This window comes from Litorivivens sp., from assembly GCF_041624475.1.
In the GTDB taxonomy this organism is placed as follows: domain Bacteria; phylum Pseudomonadota; class Gammaproteobacteria; order Pseudomonadales; family Spongiibacteraceae; genus Litorivivens.
In genome coordinates this window covers 24,265-44,319 of sequence record NZ_JBFJUX010000009.1, presented here as the reverse complement: position 1 = coordinate 44,319, position 20,055 = coordinate 24,265, and the positions used below count along the sequence as shown (strand labels likewise).

Annotated in this window: 19 protein-coding genes; 13 read left to right on the top strand and 6 right to left on the bottom strand. The window is 55.9% G+C overall.

Going from position 1 to position 20,055, the window contains the following annotated elements:
* Positions 1-23 precede the first annotated feature (23 nt).
* Positions 24-341 (top strand): quaternary ammonium compound efflux SMR transporter SugE, encoded by a 318-nt coding sequence (gene sugE, locus ABY734_RS10835; protein ID WP_372779131.1) that lies wholly within the window; start codon positions 24-26, stop codon positions 339-341.
* 23 nt (positions 342-364) lie between these two features.
* Complete coding sequence (locus ABY734_RS10830) at positions 365-547, top strand: hypothetical protein (RefSeq protein ID WP_372779129.1); 183 nt, start codon at positions 365-367, stop codon at positions 545-547.
* Positions 548-627: 80 nt separating this feature from the next.
* Here the strand turns inward: ABY734_RS10830 and ABY734_RS10825 are convergent, their stop codons facing one another.
* A complete protein-coding gene (locus ABY734_RS10825) occupies positions 628-1,257 on the bottom strand; it encodes a hypothetical protein (protein WP_372779127.1) in 630 nt (209 codons plus the stop codon).
* Between the two features lie 327 nt (positions 1,258-1,584).
* Here ABY734_RS10825 and ABY734_RS10820 point away from each other — a divergent pair, with 327 nt between their 5' ends.
* The 5 genes from ABY734_RS10820 to ABY734_RS10800 all read left to right on the top strand — a co-directional run bounded on the left by ABY734_RS10820 (position 1,585) and on the right by ABY734_RS10800 (position 5,178).
* Positions 1,585-3,249 (top strand): long-chain fatty acid--CoA ligase, encoded by a 1,665-nt coding sequence (locus tag ABY734_RS10820; RefSeq protein ID WP_372779125.1) that lies wholly within the window; start codon positions 1,585-1,587, stop codon positions 3,247-3,249.
* A 67-nt stretch (positions 3,250-3,316) separates the two neighbouring features.
* Positions 3,317-4,063: an esterase/lipase family protein gene (locus tag ABY734_RS10815; protein WP_372779124.1), complete on the top strand. Its 747-nt coding sequence runs from the start codon at positions 3,317-3,319 to the stop codon at positions 4,061-4,063.
* A 64-nt stretch (positions 4,064-4,127) separates the two neighbouring features.
* Positions 4,128-4,391, top strand: a complete 264-nt coding sequence (locus tag ABY734_RS10810; RefSeq protein ID WP_372779122.1) for a Rho-binding antiterminator — start codon at positions 4,128-4,130, stop codon at positions 4,389-4,391.
* Between the two features lie 105 nt (positions 4,392-4,496).
* Positions 4,497-4,826, top strand: coding sequence for a hypothetical protein (locus ABY734_RS10805; protein ID WP_372779121.1), 330 nt, complete (start codon positions 4,497-4,499; stop codon positions 4,824-4,826).
* 64 nt (positions 4,827-4,890) lie between these two features.
* On the top strand, positions 4,891-5,178 hold the full coding sequence (locus ABY734_RS10800; RefSeq protein ID WP_372779120.1) for an encapsulin-associated ferritin-like protein: 288 nt from the start codon (positions 4,891-4,893) through the stop codon (positions 5,176-5,178).
* Between the two features lie 140 nt (positions 5,179-5,318).
* On the opposite strand, the gene ABY734_RS10795 is transcribed toward ABY734_RS10800, so the two are convergent.
* Both ABY734_RS10795 and ABY734_RS10790 read right to left on the bottom strand, forming a co-directional pair.
* Entirely contained in the window at positions 5,319-6,869 is a 1,551-nt protein-coding gene (locus ABY734_RS10795) for a GNAT family N-acetyltransferase (RefSeq protein WP_372779119.1), read from the bottom strand.
* A gap of 68 nt (positions 6,870-6,937) precedes the next feature.
* On the bottom strand, positions 6,938-8,323 hold the full coding sequence (locus ABY734_RS10790) for a PhoH family protein (RefSeq protein ID WP_372779117.1): 1,386 nt from the start codon (positions 8,321-8,323) through the stop codon (positions 6,938-6,940).
* A gap of 397 nt (positions 8,324-8,720) precedes the next feature.
* Between ABY734_RS10790 and ABY734_RS10785 the strand changes: the two genes are divergently transcribed.
* Entirely contained in the window at positions 8,721-9,491 is a 771-nt protein-coding gene (locus tag ABY734_RS10785; protein WP_372779116.1) for an SDR family NAD(P)-dependent oxidoreductase, read from the top strand.
* A 101-nt stretch (positions 9,492-9,592) separates the two neighbouring features.
* On the top strand, positions 9,593-11,485 hold the full coding sequence (locus tag ABY734_RS10780) for a VacB/RNase II family 3'-5' exoribonuclease (protein WP_372779115.1): 1,893 nt from the start codon (positions 9,593-9,595) through the stop codon (positions 11,483-11,485).
* On the opposite strand, the gene ABY734_RS10775 is transcribed toward ABY734_RS10780, so the two are convergent.
* Positions 11,472-12,755 carry a sulfotransferase gene (locus ABY734_RS10775; protein WP_372779114.1) on the bottom strand — a complete coding sequence of 428 codons (1,284 nt, stop codon included), beginning with the start codon at positions 12,753-12,755 and terminating at the stop codon, positions 11,472-11,474. The genes ABY734_RS10780 and ABY734_RS10775 overlap by 14 nt on opposite strands.
* Positions 12,756-12,841: 86 nt before the next feature.
* Here ABY734_RS10775 and ABY734_RS10770 point away from each other — a divergent pair, with 86 nt between their 5' ends.
* Genes ABY734_RS10770 through ABY734_RS10760 form a run of 3 tightly spaced genes read left to right on the top strand, consistent with a single transcriptional unit; the run spans position 12,842 to position 15,507 of the window.
* The gene (locus tag ABY734_RS10770) at positions 12,842-13,501 is read left to right on the top strand and encodes a TetR/AcrR family transcriptional regulator (protein WP_372779113.1); all 660 of its coding nucleotides are present in this window, start codon (positions 12,842-12,844) and stop codon (positions 13,499-13,501) included.
* A gap of 1 nt (position 13,502) precedes the next feature.
* Complete coding sequence (locus ABY734_RS10765; protein WP_372779112.1) at positions 13,503-14,240, top strand: glycerophosphodiester phosphodiesterase family protein; 738 nt, start codon at positions 13,503-13,505, stop codon at positions 14,238-14,240.
* 49 nt (positions 14,241-14,289) lie between these two features.
* Entirely contained in the window at positions 14,290-15,507 is a 1,218-nt protein-coding gene (locus ABY734_RS10760) for a glycerol-3-phosphate dehydrogenase/oxidase (protein WP_372779111.1), read from the top strand.
* Here the strand turns inward: ABY734_RS10760 and ABY734_RS10755 are convergent.
* Positions 15,494-16,432: an SDR family NAD(P)-dependent oxidoreductase gene (locus ABY734_RS10755; RefSeq protein ID WP_372779109.1), complete on the bottom strand. Its 939-nt coding sequence runs from the start codon at positions 16,430-16,432 to the stop codon at positions 15,494-15,496. The genes ABY734_RS10760 and ABY734_RS10755 overlap by 14 nt on opposite strands.
* Positions 16,433-16,912: 480 nt before the next feature.
* Between ABY734_RS10755 and ABY734_RS10750 the strand changes: the two genes are divergently transcribed.
* The gene (locus ABY734_RS10750) at positions 16,913-17,281 is read left to right on the top strand and encodes a PPOX class F420-dependent oxidoreductase (RefSeq protein WP_372779107.1); all 369 of its coding nucleotides are present in this window, start codon (positions 16,913-16,915) and stop codon (positions 17,279-17,281) included.
* Here the strand turns inward: ABY734_RS10750 and ABY734_RS10745 are convergent.
* Complete coding sequence (locus tag ABY734_RS10745) at positions 17,259-19,808, bottom strand: aminotransferase class V-fold PLP-dependent enzyme (protein ID WP_372779105.1); 2,550 nt, start codon at positions 19,806-19,808, stop codon at positions 17,259-17,261. The two genes, ABY734_RS10750 and ABY734_RS10745, sit on opposite strands and share 23 nt — an antisense overlap.
* Positions 19,809-20,055 lie beyond the last annotated feature (247 nt).

Here is a 20,055-nt window from a genome sequence, read left to right as displayed (position 1 = left end):
CCTATTCTCATGGCGTACTAAATATGAACTGGATCATTCTATTTACGGCGGGGCTTTTGGAAATTGGCTGGGCAATTGGCCTAAAGTATGCCGACGGCTTTACCCGGCTATGGCCCACGTTGGGTACGGCTTTGTGTCTGGTAGCGAGCTTCCTCCTGTTGGGCGTAGCCATGAGAACGCTACCTGCAGGTACTGCCTACGCCGTCTGGGTCGGTATCGGCGCGGTTGGCACGGCCATCTTGGGCATTGTATTGTTTGGGGAATCTGCCGACTTGCTCAAGTTGGTAAGTTTAGGTTTTATTTGCGCTGGTATTATTGGGCTGAAGCTGGCTCATAGCTGAAACCAACTGAACGGGAGTACACGATGATTGGACGAAAACTGGTATTCAACGACACGGTTTTGCGAGTGACGGGGAAGACAGACACCCACTGGGAAACGGTGGCGATGGCGGACCAGAGCGAAGTAAATATCGAGTTTCAGGCCCTGGCCGACGCGATGTCCAATGGCTCGGCCTGGTGGATTGGCCGCAGTGAAGAAGACGAGTAATTCCGTCCATTAAATGTGATGAAAACGGCGACAGCGCCCTTGCGCTGCCGCCGGACCAATCAGCCTGGCGGTGCAGTTGATCAGATGTGATTGCGGTCAAGGATAATTACATGGTCGGCGACGAGTTCCAGGTTATTGAACAGATCCTCTTCCGCGGATCCGTCAACGCTCACCAGATCCCCCTCGCCAATCTTACGCATCCCCTTGCCATCAAGCGGATTGTTAATCAGCTCACTGGTGTCCACGGTAATATCTTTTAAGCCGTAGTTAATCGTGAATTCATCGGTGCCGACGCTCGACACAGTGCCTACCAGTTCAACATCGCCTACTACGATTGGCGTGACGATACTAAACCGCAATGACTCCTCGTCAGCTGCGCTGGCGTAAAAATACCCGCCAAGTCTTTCGACGTAGACACTGCCAGCCTCGATGGTGGTGAATTCGGCGAAGTCATCATCGATCTTGCCGTAAACGGTAACTTTGTCACCATCGACCAGCGCCGCGCCATCAGCATCTACTGACCAGTCGTCCATTTCGACCGTCACCGCGCTTTCACCGTAGTCGAGGATAAATGAATCGTTCTCCGGATTTACCACCTCACCACTCAGGCTGATCCATGTACCGTCAGGCTCTGCATAAGGGTTAGTGGCAAGGGCCGGCGCTGCCAGCGCCAACACTGCCACGGCTGCAATCCAGCGTAGAAATGCCATAAAGCCCTCCTTCTAACAGTTAACAGTGAACAGAGAATCTGCGGTATTAATACCGCCTGATTTCAGGCTAATGACAGAAGCGCCGATTTCAACCGGGTTGTTAACAATTAACGACGGTTTTTAGCGGTTCCATAGCGAGCGAAGGGCTTTGCCTTTCTAAAGCGCATACCCATACGGGCGCGCGACTGCCTGCATTCGACCTGAGAAAATCACGCGTAATGCGCAAGTTCCCAAGGCGGTTGGCAATCACTAGCCACAGGGACTATTCTTGCTCAGTGGCCTCGTCGGCCGCACGTAGATAACAATAAACAAGCAAGAGGTATGAGCATGGCCTGGGCAAACGACACCGTGATGGACTATGTACAACGCTGGCTGGAGGCCTGTCCGGATCGGGTTTGGCTGCGGGATCGCAAGGGTGACGATTTTAGCGAATGGACCTGGCAGTCGGCTTTTGATGAATTCCAGGCGGTCGCCGCCTGGCTCGAAGCCCAGTACGGCGACAGTGGCACCAGCATCGGCATACTGTCCAAGAACCGTGCACACTGGACGCTGGCAGACATGGCTATTCTGGCTTCCGGCAATGTCTCCATTCCGCTGTTTACCACCCAGAATGCCGAAACCACGGAATACATATTGAACTTTGCCGAGGTCAAACTGATCGTACTTGGCGAGGCAAGCAACTGGGACAAGATCAAACCGATTCTGCCTGCTGACACCAAGGTCCTGGTACTGCCCGGCGTTGATGCCGGCGAAGATGTCGACGCCCTGCACTGGAACGACGTGGCGCAGGAGTTCAAGGGGCAACGCGCCAAACACCAGTGTCGTCACGATGAACTGTTTACCATTCCCTTTACCTCCGGCACTACCGGCTTACCCAAAGGGGTTATGCAAACCCACGACTCCATGCTGATCCCCGCCGTGCGGGCACTGGACTTTTTTCAGATTCGTGAGAATCCGCGGCTGTTTTCCTACCTGCCACTCTCGCATATTGCCGAGCGCGCCATTGTATGGATTAACAGCCTCGTGTGCTGCGGCACGATCACTTATAACGAAGACCAAAACACTTTGGTCCGCGATATGTCAGAGACCGCACCCACCCTGTTTTTTGGTGTTCCGCGCGTGTGGGAAATGCTGCATCAGGGCATTCTCGCCAAACTCGGCTCACAGGAGACCCTGGACGCCATGCTGGCAGATGACAAAGCCGGCACGCAGGCCTTGATTCAGGCGGCGACGGGCTTCACCGATTACGACATCCTGCTGTCAGCCGCCGCCCCCATTCCCGCCTCTCTGCTGCGTTGGTATGAAACTCTGGGCATTACCATCTGCGAAGGCTTTGGCCAGACCGAAGCCATGGGATTAATCGGCAATACACCGGATAACCGCCGCATCGGCTCGGTTGGTCGTCCGGTGCCGGGTGTGCAGGTCAAGCTATCTGAAGACAATGAGCTGATGTGCAAGGCCGACGGTCTCTCCACCGGCTACTACAAACAGCCGGAGAAAACGGCGGAAACCTTTGTCGATGGCTGGGTCCATACCGGCGACAAAGCGCGAATTGATGAGGACGGCTTTATCTATATCACTGGCCGGGTGAAGGACTATTTCAAAACCGTGCAGGGCAAATTTGTGGCGCCACCGCCCATTGAAGATGCCTTCGCCGAATGTCACTACGTGGAACAACTCTGTCTATTGGGCCGCGGCTATTCCAAAACGGTAATGACCTGTGTGCTGTCACCGGCCGCTGCGGAAAAGCCAAAGGAAACTGTTGAAAAAGCGCTTCTCGATCAGACCGAGAAAGTGAATAACGCTATCGAGAAACACGCCCGCATCGGCGCGGTCATTATTTCGGAAGAACCCTGGTCGATAGACAACGGCATGATGACGCCTACTATGAAGCTTAAGCGCGATCAGGTGGAAGCCAAATTCGGCGAGCGCGCTCAGGAGCTGGCAAGTCAATCCGCCCAGACCAAAGCAATTATGTTGGAGTGGCATTAATTGACGGCAGTCGCGCGGCCTGCGTGCAAAAGGCCGCAAGCTCACCGGGCTGCCAGAAACAGACAAAATGACAAACTGCACGATGATTATTAGTAGGGCGATCTGCTCAGCACTGATTGCACTTGCCACCAACGCGATCGCCGCTGCCGATCCGGTTTCCCCAAATGTTGCTCTGCTGCACGGTCTGGCCCGATCAGCGGCCTCCATGGAAAAGCTCGAGGACTATCTTTCAGAGGCGGGCTTCAAGGTCTGCAATATCGACTACCCGAGCCGTCATTATCGGGTTGAGCGCCTGGCCTCGGACTACGTGAAGCCAAGTCTCAGACAGTGCTTTGACAATACCCAGACACCGATCAACTTCGTTACCCATTCGCTAGGCGGCATTATCGTCCGACAAATCGCTGCTACTGAGAGCTCAATCGTCATTGGTCGAGTCGTCATGCTCGGGCCGCCCAACAAGGGTAGCGAAGTCGTCGATAAACTGGGTGATTGGGCCGTCTTTCAAATGATCAACGGCCCGGCCGGCAACCAGCTCGGCACCGCGCCAGACGACCTGCCACGTTCGCTGGGGCCGGCAACGTTTGACGCAGGCGTTATCGCAGGTAGCCGCTCTATCAACCTCATACTTTCCAGTCTTATTCCCGGCGAAGACGATGGTAAAGTCTCCATAGAAAACACAAAACTCGAGGGCATGAAGGGCTTCACCGTTGTCGGAGCCAGCCATCCTTTTATTATGCGCGACAGTGAAGCGATAGCCTTGGCCCATCAGTTTTTGCTTGAGGGCGCATTTCCTGAGCCCGAAAACGATGAATAGGCGTTCTGACAAACCTGGGTTGTAAGGTTTTCTCACCACCGGCTATCCTGCTCTGAACAATCGCATGGTGACTACAATGATCAGTTGCGAGCAGCACGACTACATCGAGATAGCCTGCACCTTTCGATACCCGCTGAAATTAACGCTAGTGACTGGGGCGGTTATCGAAGGCATTGGCATCGATACGGCACGCAACGCGCAAAAGCAGGAATGTATAGAGATCGACAGTGGTGGCGAACACACGCTGGTGGTTCTGGATGAGGTTTCGATATTAGAAGCTTGCGTGGATAACCCACACTTCCAAACTGTCTCTTTTGAGCGGACATAAGAGTAGGTCGAAACTACTGCATGCGACATTGCTCTGTTCATCAGGACCACAAACTATAGCGGATCACTTGAGCGAGCGCTCAAACCATTTCAGAGGAAACAGCGAATGCCTGTAGCCAACTGCATAGTATCTCCTGGCAAGCATTCCGGCGCCGGCGATCTGATCGAGCTGTGGTCCCGGGAGTCCGGAATATCCAGTGAAAATATGACGATCAATATCATTGTCGCGGATCGGCAGTTTGGGCGTTCATATTCGATAACGGCAGATTTACTTTTAGCTTCAATGTGGTCCGACCAGAGTAGTTCCGCATTGCAGACAGGATTAGCACGCGCCCTGGCGCGCTACTTTCTGCTAGATTTACAGGAAGTACTGGTAGCGACTCGAATCATCCCATCGGGGCGGGTCGTAGAAAACGGCGAGGAAGTCACGTGGTAAAGCACTCTTAAAGAGACCGAGACTGACGCGCAAAACGAAGGCACGTTAACTTTGAGGAGACAGTATGGCTAACGAAGGCTATCACGAACCGATCAATGAGCTGTCAGCAGAAACGCGCGATATGCATCGCGCTATCACCTCGCTCATGGAGGAGCTGGAAGCAGTCGACTGGTATAACCAGCGTATTGATGCGTGCAATGACAGCGAGCTGAAAGCAATTCTTGCCCACAACCGCGACGAAGAAAAAGAACACGCCGCCATGGTTCTTGAATGGATTCGCCGACAGGACCCCACCTTCGACGGCGAGTTAAAAGATTACCTGTTTACCAACAAACCCTTGGCACATAAATAGCCGGCTATGTGATTTGCGCCACTGGGTATGTTTAAACGGGCTTACCCCCCGCCAAAAACCGAAGCGTTTGGCTCTGCAATCTGAACCCGATAGAAAAGCCCCCTCTCCACGGGTGAGGGGGCAAAGATTCAGTTATATCGCTAACGCGGCGTATCCACTTCCACCTCCGCGCCCGGCATATGCACCTGATACAGGTCAAGCCGGCGATCTTTCAGGTTCATAACCGTACCCTCGTTGTGCAGTACTTTGAGTTTGTCCAGGTCGAGGTCTGAGAACAGCAGCATCTCGGTATTCGGGGTGGCTTCGTTCAAGACCGCATCGTGGGGGAAGGCAAAGTCTGACGGCGTGAGAACCGCCGACTGAGCGTATTGCACGTCGAGGCTGTCCACCTGCGGCAGGTTGCCTACGCTGCCGGCGATAACCACGTAACACTCATTTTCAATGGCGCGGGCCTGGGCGCAGTGGCGCACTCTGAGATAACCGTTTTTGGTATCAGTCCAGAACGGCACAAACAATATTTCTACGTCCTGTTCGGCCAGTAGCCGGCCAAGCTCCGGAAACTCACAGTCGTAGCAGATAAGAATGGCAACACGACCGGCGTCGGTGTCAAACACTTTCAGTTTATCGCCACCGACCATCACCCAGTCCCAGCGCTCATGGGGCGTCATATGCAGTTTGCGCTGCTCGCCGATCGTGCCGTCGCGACGACACAAGTAAGAGACGTTGTAAATCCTGTCGTTTTCCAATAGCGGCATCGAGCCGGTAATAATATTGGTGTTATAGGACACCGCCATATGGGACATCTTGTCGCGAAACAGCTCGGTAAACTTGGCGAGATAGCGGATCGCTTCCACCTGACGGTCATCATCGGCCAAGCCCATCAAGGGTGCGTTGAAAAACTCCGGGAACAGAATGAAGTCGCTCTGGTAGTCCGACACGGTATCGACAAAGTACTCCACCTGCGACAGCAGTTCTTCGGCGGAGCCGACACTTCGCATCTGCCATTGCACAGCTCCCACTCGCACAGTGGTGCGCGGCGTATGCAACACCGCCTCTTCCGGCGCAAAGAAAATATTGCTCCACTCCAGCAAGGTGGCATAGCCCATGGACTGCTCGTCTTCGGGCAGGTACTTGTGCAACAACCGGGTTACCTGAAAATCGTTGGATAACTGAAAGGTCAGGATGGGATCGTAAATCTGCTTGTGATCGACTTTTTCGATGTACTCCGCCGGAGACATCTCATCCTGATATTTGTGGTAATTGGGTATCCTCCCACCGGCGAGTATGGCGCGCAGATTGTACTGGCGGCACAGCTCCTTGCGCGCATCGTAAAGTCGCCTGCCAAGACGAAAGCCACGATAGTCCGGGTCGATCAGTACATCCAGCCCGTACATGGCATCGCCTTTGGCGTTGTTCAGGATCTGATTGCGATGACCGATCAGGTCGTCATAGGTATGCGGGTTGCTGAACTGCTCGTAGTCTACCTGTACCGTCAGGGCCATACCGACCAGCTTGCCGCCATCGACAATGCCGATCTGCCCTTCCGGAAAGTCCTTAGTCAGTTTCTCGATAGTGGACTTTTCCCAGGCACCACCAATATCGTGGTAGACCCGATCCATCAGATCTTTGATCTGCGGGTAGTGATCCATCGACAGATTACAGATTTCAAGCTGCGGTGTTTCGCTGCTCACGATGTTGACTCCAAAAATAGAATAAGGGGCACCGGATGATGCCCGCTAAAAATCGCCTTGAATACAGGCTACAGATTTTCCTCCGCGAAGGCCGCCAGACGCGACCGCTCGATACCGTTTACGTGCATAATACCGGCATGGGCAAAGTGTTTGCTCTTTTCGACGAGGTAAGTGAGGCCCGAAGTAAGCGGCGAGATATACTTGTTGTCGATCTGGGCCAGATTGCCCAACACCACAATTTTCGAGTTTCCCCCCACCCGCGTGATGATCGATTTTAACTGGAACTGGGTCAGGCCCTGAGCCTCGTCAATGACAATATAGGCATTGTTAAAGGAACGGCCCCGCATAAAGTTCAGCGATTTGAACTGGATATTCGCCTTGTCTTTGACGTACTCAATACTGCTGAACGGCGACTCATCATTGCCGTGCAGCACTTCCAGGTTATCATCAAAGGCCGCCAGCCAGGGGGCCATTTTTTCTTCTTCAGTACCCGGCAAAAAGCCGATGTCTTCGGCCATCGGCGGCGTTGAACGCGCCACTATCAGCTTGTCGTAGCGGCGTTCTTCGAGAATGGCGTGCAGTCCGTAGGCCAGCGCAATCAGGGTTTTACCGGAACCGGCAGGCCCCGTCAGCACGGTCATGTCGATATGGGGTTGCTGAATCAGGTAGAAGGCCATGGCCTGTTCCATGTTACGCGGCTTCAACCCCCAAATGCGCTGATGCATCAACTGGTCGCGACTCAGGTCGACCAGCTCAATGGTCTCTCCCTCGACCCGGCGCACGTGGCCGACAAAATCCTTATCGTCCAGCAGGAACTGGTTAACGTGGGCGTGCGGCACATGGGCCCGGTCAATACTGTGCAGGGTCAGCGAGCCGTCGCGACGGGTTTCCACACTCTCGATGCGCTGCCAGAAGTCTCCCTCGATATGCTCGTAGCCCTTGGCCATATATTCGATATCGTCGAGCACCCGGTCGCGCCGGTAGTCTTCCACATTGGCCAGACCGGAACCCTTGGCCTTGAGCCGCATATTGATGTCTTTGGTCACAAGGCAGACATAGGACTTGGGGTGGGTGGCCTGCAGGTGCATGGCAACGTTGATAATGCGATTGTCATTGGTCTGGTGCACCGAGCCATCCAGATAGGGGGCATCGCTGTCGTGACTTATCAGCTGGTCGGCGAAAATCGCCAGGGTACCGTTGTTGCCGTCCGGTCGGCTGGAGGGTATTTCCACCCCTTCCTGAATGGCCGAAGGTGATGCATTGAACAGAATCTTGTCGATGGCCTGAATCGCAATCCGCGCTTCGCGGCTGACGTCTTTGTCACGCCGATCCTTGATAGCGTCCAGCTCTTCGAGCACGGTCATGGGGATAATCACCCGATGCTCGTGAAAGGCATTCAGCGCCATCGGGTCGTGGAGCAGTACGTTGGTATCCAACACAAACAGTTTTTCCATAAGACGCTCTCAGGGTGGGCCCGTGGGCCGTGAAAACACGCGCTTTAACAGGCGCGAACGGAGGAGATACAGGGGCAAACTGATAGGAGGGGCGGACCTGTTGGCCCATTGGAATGTATGGCGAATCAACCGCTAGCAAATGTCATATCCATTTCTGCCACACCCCGATTATTAAAATCCGGGGCGCTCCCTGTCAAATGTTCTTGTATCGAAACGCGGATATTTTTGCAGAGGAAGCGAAATGTTCCCCGTCAAGGCTTCAAATGTTCTTGTGCCACAAGAATAAGCCCCTCTAGAATTTACCGCTTGCAGTAAAAGGTAACCGGCTCCACCGGCGCCGCGGTGACCTCACTATAAACACAACAAAATCAAAACACTGACTGTAAGGGAACTCATCATGGCTTTTGAAGGCAAGGTAGTACTGATCACCGGCGGCGGCAGCGGCATGGGACGTCTGGCAGCCCGCAATCTGGCGGCCGCCGGCAAAGAGGTGGCGATTTTTGACGTTAACCCCGAAGGACTGGCTGAAACAGCCACCGGCCACGACACCATTCATCACTGGGTGGTGGATATCACCGACGCCGATTCGGTCCATCAAGCGGTTAAGGCGGTAGAAGAAAAGCTTGGCCCCATCGATCGGCTCTACAACTGCGCGGCTATCATGCCCTTCGGCAAACTGCTGGAGCACGATGCCAATGTGATGAAAAAGATGATGGAAATCAACTACAACGGCTTGATCCACATCACCCAGGCGGTGCTGCCGGGCATGGTGGCGCGCGGTCGCGGCGACTTTATCAGCTTTGCTTCCATGGCCGGACTCCTGCCGACCCTACTCACCGGCGGCTATTCAGCCACCAAGGCGGCTGTGGCCATGTTCACCGAAATTCTCTACCACGAGAACATGAACAGCGGTGTGCGCTTTGCCTGCGTGTGCCCGCCCACCACCAACACCCCGCTGCTGAAACAGGGCAAAGCCACGGCCTGGCCGAAAATGCTGGATCAAGGCACCCTGCTCGACCCGCAGGAGGTGCTGGACGCCATCGAAAGCCACCTGGAAAAAGGCAAATTCTGGGTCTTCCCCAATCGCGACTCCCGCATCGGTTATTTGATGCGCCGCTTTGCGCCCGGCCTGATCTGGAAGCAGATCCACAAGGTCGAAGGCTTCTGACAGCCCCGGTGGGATTTGGCATTACGCCAAATTCCACCTGACTTCCCCCGCTATATCCGCTAGTCTATCCGTCCTTTCGCAATGGCTTTTTTTGGTATCACATGCTCAATCTGGATTCCCTGCAGCAACTCAAACAACTCAAGAAGGAAATTCACGATTCGGTAGAGCGTGTAGAAGGTGTAGTCCGGGGCAGCCAGGGCCGGTTCGGCTTTGTGCGGCTGGAAGACAAGCGCGATATTTTTCTGCCGCCGCCGGAAATGCAGAAAGTGTTTCCCGGTGACCGGGTCCGCATTGCCATTATTGAGCAAAAAGACGGCAAACAGGCCGGCGAGATCGAAAAACTGCTGGAAAGCCCGCTCGATACCTTTATCGGCCGCTACGTGGTGCGCGGCAAGGCCCACTTTGTCGAGCCGGATATTCTCTACTTCAACCGTCTGCTGTTTATTCCGCCCTCTGAGCGCAAAAAAGCTCAACCCGGCGACTATATTCAGTGTCGCGTCAAACGCCACCCCATTCGCGATGGCAAGTCACTGGTGGATATTCTCGACACCATTGGCAGCGCCGATTCACCCGGCATTGAAGCCGCACTGACCGTACGCAAGTTTGGCCTGCCCAGCGAGTGGCAGGAGGGTGACCTGGAAGGCTTGGTGGAGGATCAATACGCCGCCGAGCGCAAAGATCTGACCCACATTCCGTTTGTCACCATTGATTCGCCGGAATCCCGCGATCTCGATGACGCTCTCTACGCCGAGTGTACCAACAACGGCTGGCGCCTGATGGTGGCCATTGCCGACCCCAGCGCCCTGATTGCCCCCGACAGCCCGCTGGAGCGAGCCGCTCTGGCGCGCAATAGCTCGGTCTACATGCCGGGCAAAGTGATCCCGATGCTGCCGGAAAGCATCAGTCAGGAGCACTGCTCCCTGCTGGCCGGCGAAACCCGTCCGGCCATGGTCTGCGATATCGAAACCGACTCCCAGGGTGAAATCAGCCGTTTTGAGTTCCTCACAGCCACGGTGCGCTCCGCCGCCAAACTGAATTATGCTGAAGTGGCGGCTCACCTGCGCGGGGACCAGCAACTTGAGCACGCCGCGCTCAACCCCTTAAAACAGGTGCTCGACACCCTGCTCAGCCGCCGCCGGGAAAAACACCTGGTGATGGATGACCGCCCGGACTACCGGCTGATTCTCAATGACTCGGGCAAGATCGAACTGATCCGCAAGGTAGAGCGCAACGACGCACACCGCCTGGTAGAAGAGTGCATGCTGGTCACCAATCGCTGCGCCGCCGAATTCCTGCGCGAGCAGCCGGCCCTGTTCATGACCCATCGAGGGGTGCGCGAAGACCGCGTCGAAAATATCAAAACCCTGCTCGCGGAATTTGCACCGGAGTTGAAAGATCTGCCCTTCACCGAACTGAAAGCCTTTATCGAACTGCAGCAGCAACTCGCGCAAACCCAGAGCGACCGGCCGCTGCGCAGCATCATCAGCCGCATGCTGGAGCGCGGGGAATGGAGCGTTGAGGCCAAACCCCACCACGGGCTGGGCTTTTCCTGCTACACCAACTGCACTTCGCCGCTGCGCAAGAGCATGGATTTCATGGTGCAACGCTGCCTCCACGCCAAGCTTTCCGGCCAAACCCTGCCCGCCATTGACAGCAACTGGACCGAACAGCAACAGGAACTGCTGCAGCGCAATCGGCAGGCGGTGCATCAGGTTGAGCAGATGCTGAAATGCCAGTACCTGAGCGCTCGCTCAGGCGAGAACTTTGCCGCCCGCATTGTGCAAGTGGCAGGCGGTGGCTTCACCGTGCGCCTCGATGAAACCGGTATTGAAGGCTTTGTCGATGTACGCAGCATTGAGGGCAAACTGAGTTTTGATCCAGTCAGCCTGCGCCTGTACAACGACAAGCAGTTGTTCCAGCTGGATCAGGACGTGCAGGTAACCCTCGACAAGATAGACGACGGCCGCCACCGCATCTTCTTCAAGCTGGTTTAACACCGCCCTCATAGGGAATGTTGAAGCATTCCCGGTAGTACATAAGGCGCTGATCAACCTCCTGCTCGCTCAGGCCAAAATCTGCCAGACTGTAGTGGTGGGCACCGTGCTTGTGCTGGGCGTTGCTATCCAGCCAGGCCTGCATATTGGCTAAGGCCTCGTCGGTCAGCGGTCTGCCCAGAAAGTCGTAAATGCCCTTTATCGCCGCGCGCCAGTCGCGGTTGATATCGGCGTAGAGTACATCGGTCTGCTGCCGTGCCGGCACGCCGGAGCGCACTTCAAGGGTTTTGCGCAGCATCGCATCGGTTTTGCCCAGCCACTCCCGCCCAACCCAGTGCGGGTCCACGCTGTCGGTATCGCGCACCATCGCATTCCAAGTCATGGAGCAGGCAGAGCCCACCGCCCGGATCGGGTCGCGGTGTGAACAGATCAGCCGCGCATCCGGGAACACCTTCATCAGCGAATCCAGATCTTGCATGTGCTGCGGCGTTTTCAGCACCCAGGGGCGATCATCGTCGCCGCGCCACCAGCTGACAATTTTCATCAGCCGCACCATATACTCATAGGCATAGGTCTGATCGTGCTGCATCAGATGCTCGGCAAAACTCGGAATATACGTCATTACCTCAAACAGCTGGCTGGAAAAGGCGTGCTGTATCAGCCCCACCTCCTCTTCTACCTCATGGGCACCCAGCGGATGCACGCTCGCCATCTGCGGGCTCATATACAACACCGCCTTCAAACCTTTTTCGATGGAGCTAATGCGCGGGTCGCGCTCGGCGCCGTAGGAATCTGGCCAGGGCACCGGATTGACCGTCTCCCAGGATTTCAGATGAAGAAAGCCGGTGTCAGCCGCCAGCAGGCGGTGCAGGCGCGTGGTGCCCGAGCGCGCCAGCCCCACCACCACCACCGGCGCCTTGATCTCGCGCTCCAGAATCTCCGGATGCTTTTTGATCAGGGCTTCCGCCCAGACCCGATGGCGAAGAATGCGCAGCAGGGAAATGCGGGTCAGCAGCCGGCCAGCCGGGTTCAGGTTCGCCTCGGTCTGGAGACAGCGGCAGAGCAGCTGGTAGGGCTCGAGAAAACGCGGGTCACCAAAATCCGAGAGGCCGGTTTCACGCCGCACACGGTCCATCATCTCGTCGGCGTCCAGACTGACGCGGGCCCGTCCGCAGGCATTGGCGACGCGCCACAGGCTGTTGAGAAGGCGAATCGGTAAACGATGGTAGGCTGTCGCAGGCGGCAGGCCGCCGCTTGGGGTCAAAGTCATGGTAAATTAACGCTCTATATCGGTTATTATTGCTGCGCAAACAATTACCGTAATATATACGATTAATAAGGACAAGCCTACTTCTGATGCCGCAATCCACGCCAGCCCGCGGTCGCGGTCGACCCGCCAAGCTCTCCCGGGAACAGATCATCGACTGCGCTCTCAAACTCATCGAGCGCTCGCCGGGGCAGAAAATCACCATGACGGGCGTCGCCAAGGCGCTGGGCACTGCACCCATGAGCCTCTATACCCACGTGCAGCACCGCGACGATCTGATGGACGGCATCGCTGAACGGGTGATGGGACAAATAGACCTCAGCCTGGCAGCGGATGCGCCCTGGGAAGGCAATGTCCGGGAGTGGCTGATGCGCTGCCACAAGCACCTGTCCCGATATCCACAGGTGGTGCAACTGCTGCCGGAAAGCACCCGGATTCCACCGAGCTGGCTCAGGGTTCACGCACCACTGATTCAAACCCTGCACCGCGCAGGCTTTCGCGGAGCCGCTCTGGCACAGGCATCGCAATGGCTGGCCCACCAGTTGCTGTGCTCGCTGGTCATAGCCACGGCCCGGCCCAATGACACCAATCTGCAGCAACAGCTCGACGTGGCGTTGAGCGCCATCAGCCCCGAACAACAGCAGCTGTTTAAGGAAATTCAGCCACACCTCGAGGCAGACCACAGGCTCTTTCCCTATAACGTGGAACAGGTCATCCTTGCCCTGAAAGCACGGCTGGAACTTCACTGATATGCCCACCCCGGAAAAACTTTCCCCGGACCAGCTGGTGGCCCATCGCGGCTGGCAGCGGCGCTATCCGGAAAATACCCTGCTGGCCGTGGATAAGGCTATCGGCGCCGGGGCGCGCCACGTGGAGATTGACGTTCAGTTCAGCGGCGATGGTCGCGCGGTGGTGTTCCACGATCCAGACCTGTTTCGCAAGTGTGGCGATCCCCGTGAGATTTATGCGCTTACCCTGAACGAGCTGATCACCATCAAAATCTCCGCCGCCGAGCGCCTGGGTAGCAACGACACTGATACCGTCATTAGCAGTCTGGAAGATGTTGCCCTGCTGGTCAGCAACTATTCGGACGTTACCCTCTACGTTGAAATCAAAAAAGAAATTCTCGGCCACTTTGACAATGAGACCGTGCTCGATGAGCTGGAACGCTCACTGGCTTGCTGCTTTGACCAGATCATTCTGATCAGCTTTGATTACGCTATACTGCACGAGGCCGCTGCGCTGGGCTGGCGGGTTGGTCCGGTGCTGGAGCAGTGGCAGGATCTGCATGACCCGACACTGATGCCGGCGGCGGCGAGTTGCGTATTTCTCGATTATAAAATTATTCCAGCCGGTACAACGCTGCACGACGCGCCCTTTCCCTGCGTGCTTTACGAAATTGACGACGCGGATTTAGCGCGCAGCTGGTTGCAACGCGGTGCCGCAAAAATAGAAACCTTTGCCATCGGTGAATTACTGGCAGCGTAAGGCATATTTAAACGCGCCCACGAATTGCTCAGGGAGCATAACAAGAAAAATGTTAACCACCGAAGTAGCCGTTATCGGCGGCGGCATACAGGGAGCAGGCGTTGCCCAGGCAGCAGCCGCTGCCGGCTATGACGTTATGGTATTTGAGAAATCCAGCTGGGGAGGCGCCACCTCCAGCAGCTCCAGCAAGCTGATTCACGGCGGTCTGCGCTACCTTGAAAGTGGCGACATCAAACTCGTCTACGAAAACCTCAAGGAGCGGGAGTTGCTGTTGCGCAATGCCCCCTCGCTGGTTACGCGCACGCCCTTTCATATTCCTGTGTACAAAAACAGCTCGCGCCCGTCCTGGCAGATTTATGCCGGCCTGCTGCTCTACCGTTTGCTCGCCCGCTTTAGCCGAACCTCGGAGTTTCACCGCCTGGACCCGCGGGCCTGGCGCTATCTCGACTCACTTAAGCTCGATGACCTGCGCGCGGTATTCCAGTACTGGGATGCGCAAACCGATGACCGCCTGCTGACTCGCGCCGTTATCAAATCGGCCATGGATTTGGGCGCAAAGGCCTTCTGTCCGGCCGAACTCATCAAGGGCGAACGGCTTGAAGGCGGATACAAACTGCTGCTGACGGTCAAAGGCAAGCCGGTCTACTGCCACGCAAAAACCGTGGTCAATGCCGCCGGCCCCTGGGTAAACGAAGTACAGGAGCGGCTCTCACTACCCAGAGCGGAGATGATACTGGTGCGAGGCAGCCACATTGTGATTCCCGGCACGCTGGCGAAGGGTATTTATTACCTGCAATCGCCCATCGATAACCGCCCCATGTTCGCCATGCCCTGGCGCGACACTATTCTGGTGGGCACCACGGAAACCGAACACAGTGGTCCGCTGGATTCCATCGCCGCCAGCCCCGAAGAAATTGATTATCTGCAACGCAGTTTCGCCCATTACTTTCCTGACAAGAGCACCGAGGTGCTGGAAAGTTTCGCCGGGCTTAGGGTATTGCCAACGGGCGACGATTCCACCAACAGGCGCAGCCGCGAAACCCGCTTTGTCACCGATCTGGACAATCAGCCGGAAACCCACAGCAATGGCACGGCAAAGCAAGCAAACGAAAAGACGGTCGCCATGCCCCGCGCGCTGGCAATTTACGGCGGCAAGCTCACTGGCTTTCGCCTGACCGGTGAGAAAGTGGTCGACCGGCTGCGCCCAACGCTGGGCGAGCGCGACCCGGTCGCAGACACCACCAACCTGACAATCAAGTCAGCGTAAAGCGCTGGCCGACAATCTTTTCTGACAGAGCCCACAGGCGTTCCGCTGCCGCTTCGTCGAGGGCATAGTCTGCATAGCCCGCCGCCGGCTTGCTCTCGGTAACCGGCTCCCCGACCTGACAATCTTCCAGATACAAGCCGCCGCGACCTTCAAGCTCGGCGCAGGTAGCCGCCCAGACACTGGTCGCCGCGCCTTGCTCTACCGACTTGAACTCAAAACCGCTCTCGTGGGCCTGAGAACCGAAGGCCTTCATATCGTCCTCGGTCATATGGCGACCCAAGTTAGTCATGATAGCGCCCGGATGAACGGCGTTGGAGGGAATACCACGCCTAGTCAGGCCCAGCGAAAACCAGATGTTGGCGGTTTTAGCCTGACCGTAGGCATTCCATTTATCATACTCGCGCTCATTGTAATGAGGGTCGTCAAAGTCCACAGGCGCATATTTGTGGCCTGCCGAACTGAGGTTAACAACGCGCGGTGTTGGCGATTTTTTCAATGCCGGCGCAATAAGACAGGTAAACAGAAAGTGGCCAATATGATTGGCGCCAAACTGCATCTCGCAGCCCTCGCGTGTGCGCTCCAGCGGACACGCCATAATGCCCGCGTTATTGATCAGTAAGTCAATGCACGGCTCGCGCGACAGCAATTCTGCCGCAGCGCTGCGCACCTGATCCAGCTGGCTGAGCTCCAACACCAGCGTACTGATATCGGCTTCAGGAACAGCCTCCAGCAACGCTTTGCGCGCGGCTTTGGCCTTTTCTTCACTGCGCGCAGTGACAATCACCCGCGCGCCGATCTTTGCCAGAGTGCGTGCGGTTTCAAAGCCCAGGCCGGAGGAAGCCCCGGTTACCAGTGCAGTCTTGCCGCTCAGATCGACACCCTGAACTACATCGTCGGTTGTTGACTGTCCGTTAAATGCTGTCATCGCCACCCTACTTATCTGATTTATGGAAAACAGCCTGTATTACAGCGATTTAACCCGCCAGACATCATTACCGCTGGATTAACCGTAGCTAACGATCGCGACACAATCAGTCTATACAACTGATTTATAAAGAATAATGTTTTAAATTGCGTATAAATTTCAAGTCACAAACTGTGTTTTAGGCAGGCACCGAGCACAAGCGCTGTAAGCGAAAAAGACCGGCAAATCCGTAGACTGGTCAGTGTCGAAAACAGGACTTCTCAGGAGCCAACCATGAACTCAACCACTAGCACCCACGCGTCAGACATTGCTGAAAACACTGTCCAGTTCAGCGTACTCTCCATCCTGGTCACCGGTTTTATTTACTGCATCGCGCTGCTGGTTTGATCCCCACCCAACGATCGATGCTTTCCCCCGCCCAGCGGGGGATTTTTTTTTAAGGCCGTGCTACGCTCGTGCCCGAATTATCGGGAGATCAACATGAGCGACCTGGACAAATACCGCTACGCATTGCTCAGTACGCGCAAAAAAGACGGCAGCTTTGTCGATACCCCCGTCTGGTTTGCCAAGCAGGGCAAGCAGGTATACATGTTCTCTGCGGGTGACGCAGGCAAAGTCAAACGCTTGCGCAACTTCTCCGAAATCCGTCTCGCTCCCTGTACCGTCAGCGGCAAGCCACTGGGCGATTTCGTTCCCGCAACCGCAACCCTGGCCGACGCCGAACAAGCCAGAGAGGCTCATCGCCAGTTGGTTTTGAAGTACGGCTGGCAAATGCGCCTTCTCGATGTGGGCGCCCGCCTCAGCGGGCGCATTCGCACGCGCGCTTTTATACTGGCCGAGCTGAGCTAGCCAGCACCCCTGGTCGCGGCGATGGCGCCGCGCCGCTGTTAAGAAGATAGCGCAGCGAGTGATCCGCACTGTTTGCCAGCTGTTCGCGCAAACAGTCCTCTATCACCGCCAGCCCTTTGTGCAACCTGTCCTGCGTTTCGTAGAACGGAATGCCAAAGCGCAGCAACTGTCGCTCACGCCCGTCGCGGCCTCTGTCCTTGATACATTTGCAATGCACCTTCTGTGCATTCATTGCATCGTACAGCGGATAGGGGTCAAAATTGCTAAAGGCAATGGAGAACATTCCGTTCGCACCAGGGCTTCCCTGACAAGGCTCCAGCACACGGAAACGAATACCGTGCCCCTTCAGCAGATTGGTCAGCCGCACCCGGAAGTAAAGGGCAAGGTCGGCACTGCGCTCGCGCAGCTTCTCTGCACCCAGCTGGCGATACAGTCGGAAGCAGGCGAGCAGTCCCGCGTAAAGCGAAAAATCCAAGCCGCCCGAGGGCGAAAAACCGAAATCCTTGCCACCTTTCGCCAACGGTTCCCCAGACCAGTTCAGGGCACCGACCCGGCGACGAAAGCGTTCGTTGGTCCACATCACACCGGTGCCGCGTGGACCAAACAACCATTTATGGCAGCTGCCAAATACAACGTCCGCGCAATCGAAAACCGGCGCTATAACACCCAGCGATTGCGATACATCCAGCAACGTCGTCGCACCGGGGCGCAGTGTGCGAACTTCTTTCATCCAGTTGGCGACCGGCAGTGCCTGCCCAGTGTCATAAGTTACATGAGAAAACAGGGCAATATCCGGCTTGAAACCTGCGACCAGCGCAGTGAAGGCTTTAGGCTCGCGAATCTCCTTTTCTGACAGGTAGCAGATACGAAATTCCGGCATGCGCTCAAAGGCGCCGATACCACCCACATGCTCGTTCATGGTGGTCAGCACCCGCAATGGTCTGCTCATCTGCCCACCCAGGCGGGCAAAGGCCAGCGCCAACAAGTTGGAGGTTTGCGACGCGCTGCCGACCAACTGCAATTCATGCTGGTCACTGGGCCACAGGCTTGCGGCTTCGGCGCGGGCTTCTTCATACACTTCACGCCCCCGTCGATACTGGTCCAGCGGCTGCGAAAGAAGCTCCCGCGACTGTGCTTTGCGCACCGCCTGCAGTACCGACTCCGACGGCGAGCCCAGCGTGCCGGGATTCAGATTCAGATTGTCATAAGGGAAGCATTCTCGACGAAAGACCTCCCAATCCGCTTCTGACTTCAGCACAGGCGCACGTTTGCGGTGTACATCCTGCTGCCGCATGGGTACGACCACGTTTTTATCGCGCGATTTGTTCCGTGCCCTGGAATCTCCATGCCAGTCAGTCTTCGGCGCAAACAGCTCCCGTGAAATTCGCTCGCGATACTGACTCAGCATGACAAAGGCCTTATGTACCACATCACGCATCCGCGTCTGCTTCAAATGACTGTCGACATAGGCGCTTTCAATTTCGAAGGCCATTTTGGCGTCCACCTGTTCTGCTCGGGGATCGTAGCGGCCGCGCTGTACCGTCACTTTAAGGCCTTCCTGGCGAGCGCTGCCGACAATGCTGTCGGCCAGTTCATTCACCGAAAAACTTTTCTCGGTAACGTGGTTGATCACACGATGCTCGGCCTTCTCTGGCTTGTCCTGCCACAGACCAGCCAGTGAGGTAATCGCATCGTTCAAGGCCATCAGTCCGGTGCGCTGGTTACCCGTGCCATAGACTGACAGCGGTTCGCCGCACAGAGCCTGGGCAATAAATCGATTGGCTACGGTGCCGAAGTATTCGTCGTAGTCGACCCGAGTGAAGAGCTCGGGATGCCCGTCAATATCCTCAGTCCAGGTACCAAACACCGTGGACTGCATGATGTCCGTTACCCGCAAGTCCCAGTGCTGACAGGCAATCGCGATGTAGTTGGTGTCATTGATTTTTGACGCGTGATAAAAATCGTCGGCCCGGCGTGGGTAAGGAATTGCCGTCGTCGCAGCGCGTCCGCGATACATCGGTTTGAAGTAACCCTCGGCAATATCAATACCGCCCTTGGCGTACTCACCAAAGGTGCCGAGTTTTATCACATGGCAATCGGGCACATATTCACGAACAGCCCACAACAAACGCATGTTGCCCTCTTCATTGTTACGCAGGGTCAGCAGTGCCTCTTCCACGCCTTTCATCGAATAGGGTGCTGAGCACTGCTGGGCAAGATGGTAGATCGCGGCCGGACGCCGCTCTTCCAGCAACAGATCGAGAGCGTCAGAGTTCACATCCATATGGATGAACTCCATGTTATCGATACCATGAACGCGTTTAGCGGCCCACAGGCGCTGTTTCATTTCCAGAATGGGCAGAATGCTGTCACCACCCACCTCTCTTACCAATCGTCGACGCAAAAAGTTATCGACCATGATGATCTGACGTTCCGGATTCTGCCTGGCCAATCTCAAACTCAAGGGCCAGCCAAGGTAACCATCTGCCCCCAACACCAGGATGGGTGAATTTTTCGGCTGCGACATATGCGCCTCCCAGCTCTGTTTCGTTGTTCGCAGAAGCGGTGCGTGATAGCCAACCTGCAACTGCCATTTGTTTACTCGAAAGATGAGTACCAAGAGCTGAGCAACATGCGTGCCAGTCGCATTAAAGCTTTAAATAAAGGGGTTTTACGCGGTACGTGGAGAATATATTGTGGTTAATCGTTGCCGAATTGCGACAAGGCTGAAGCGCAATTCGCTAAGTTGTTGAAAAGCAGGAAACTAAGGATGT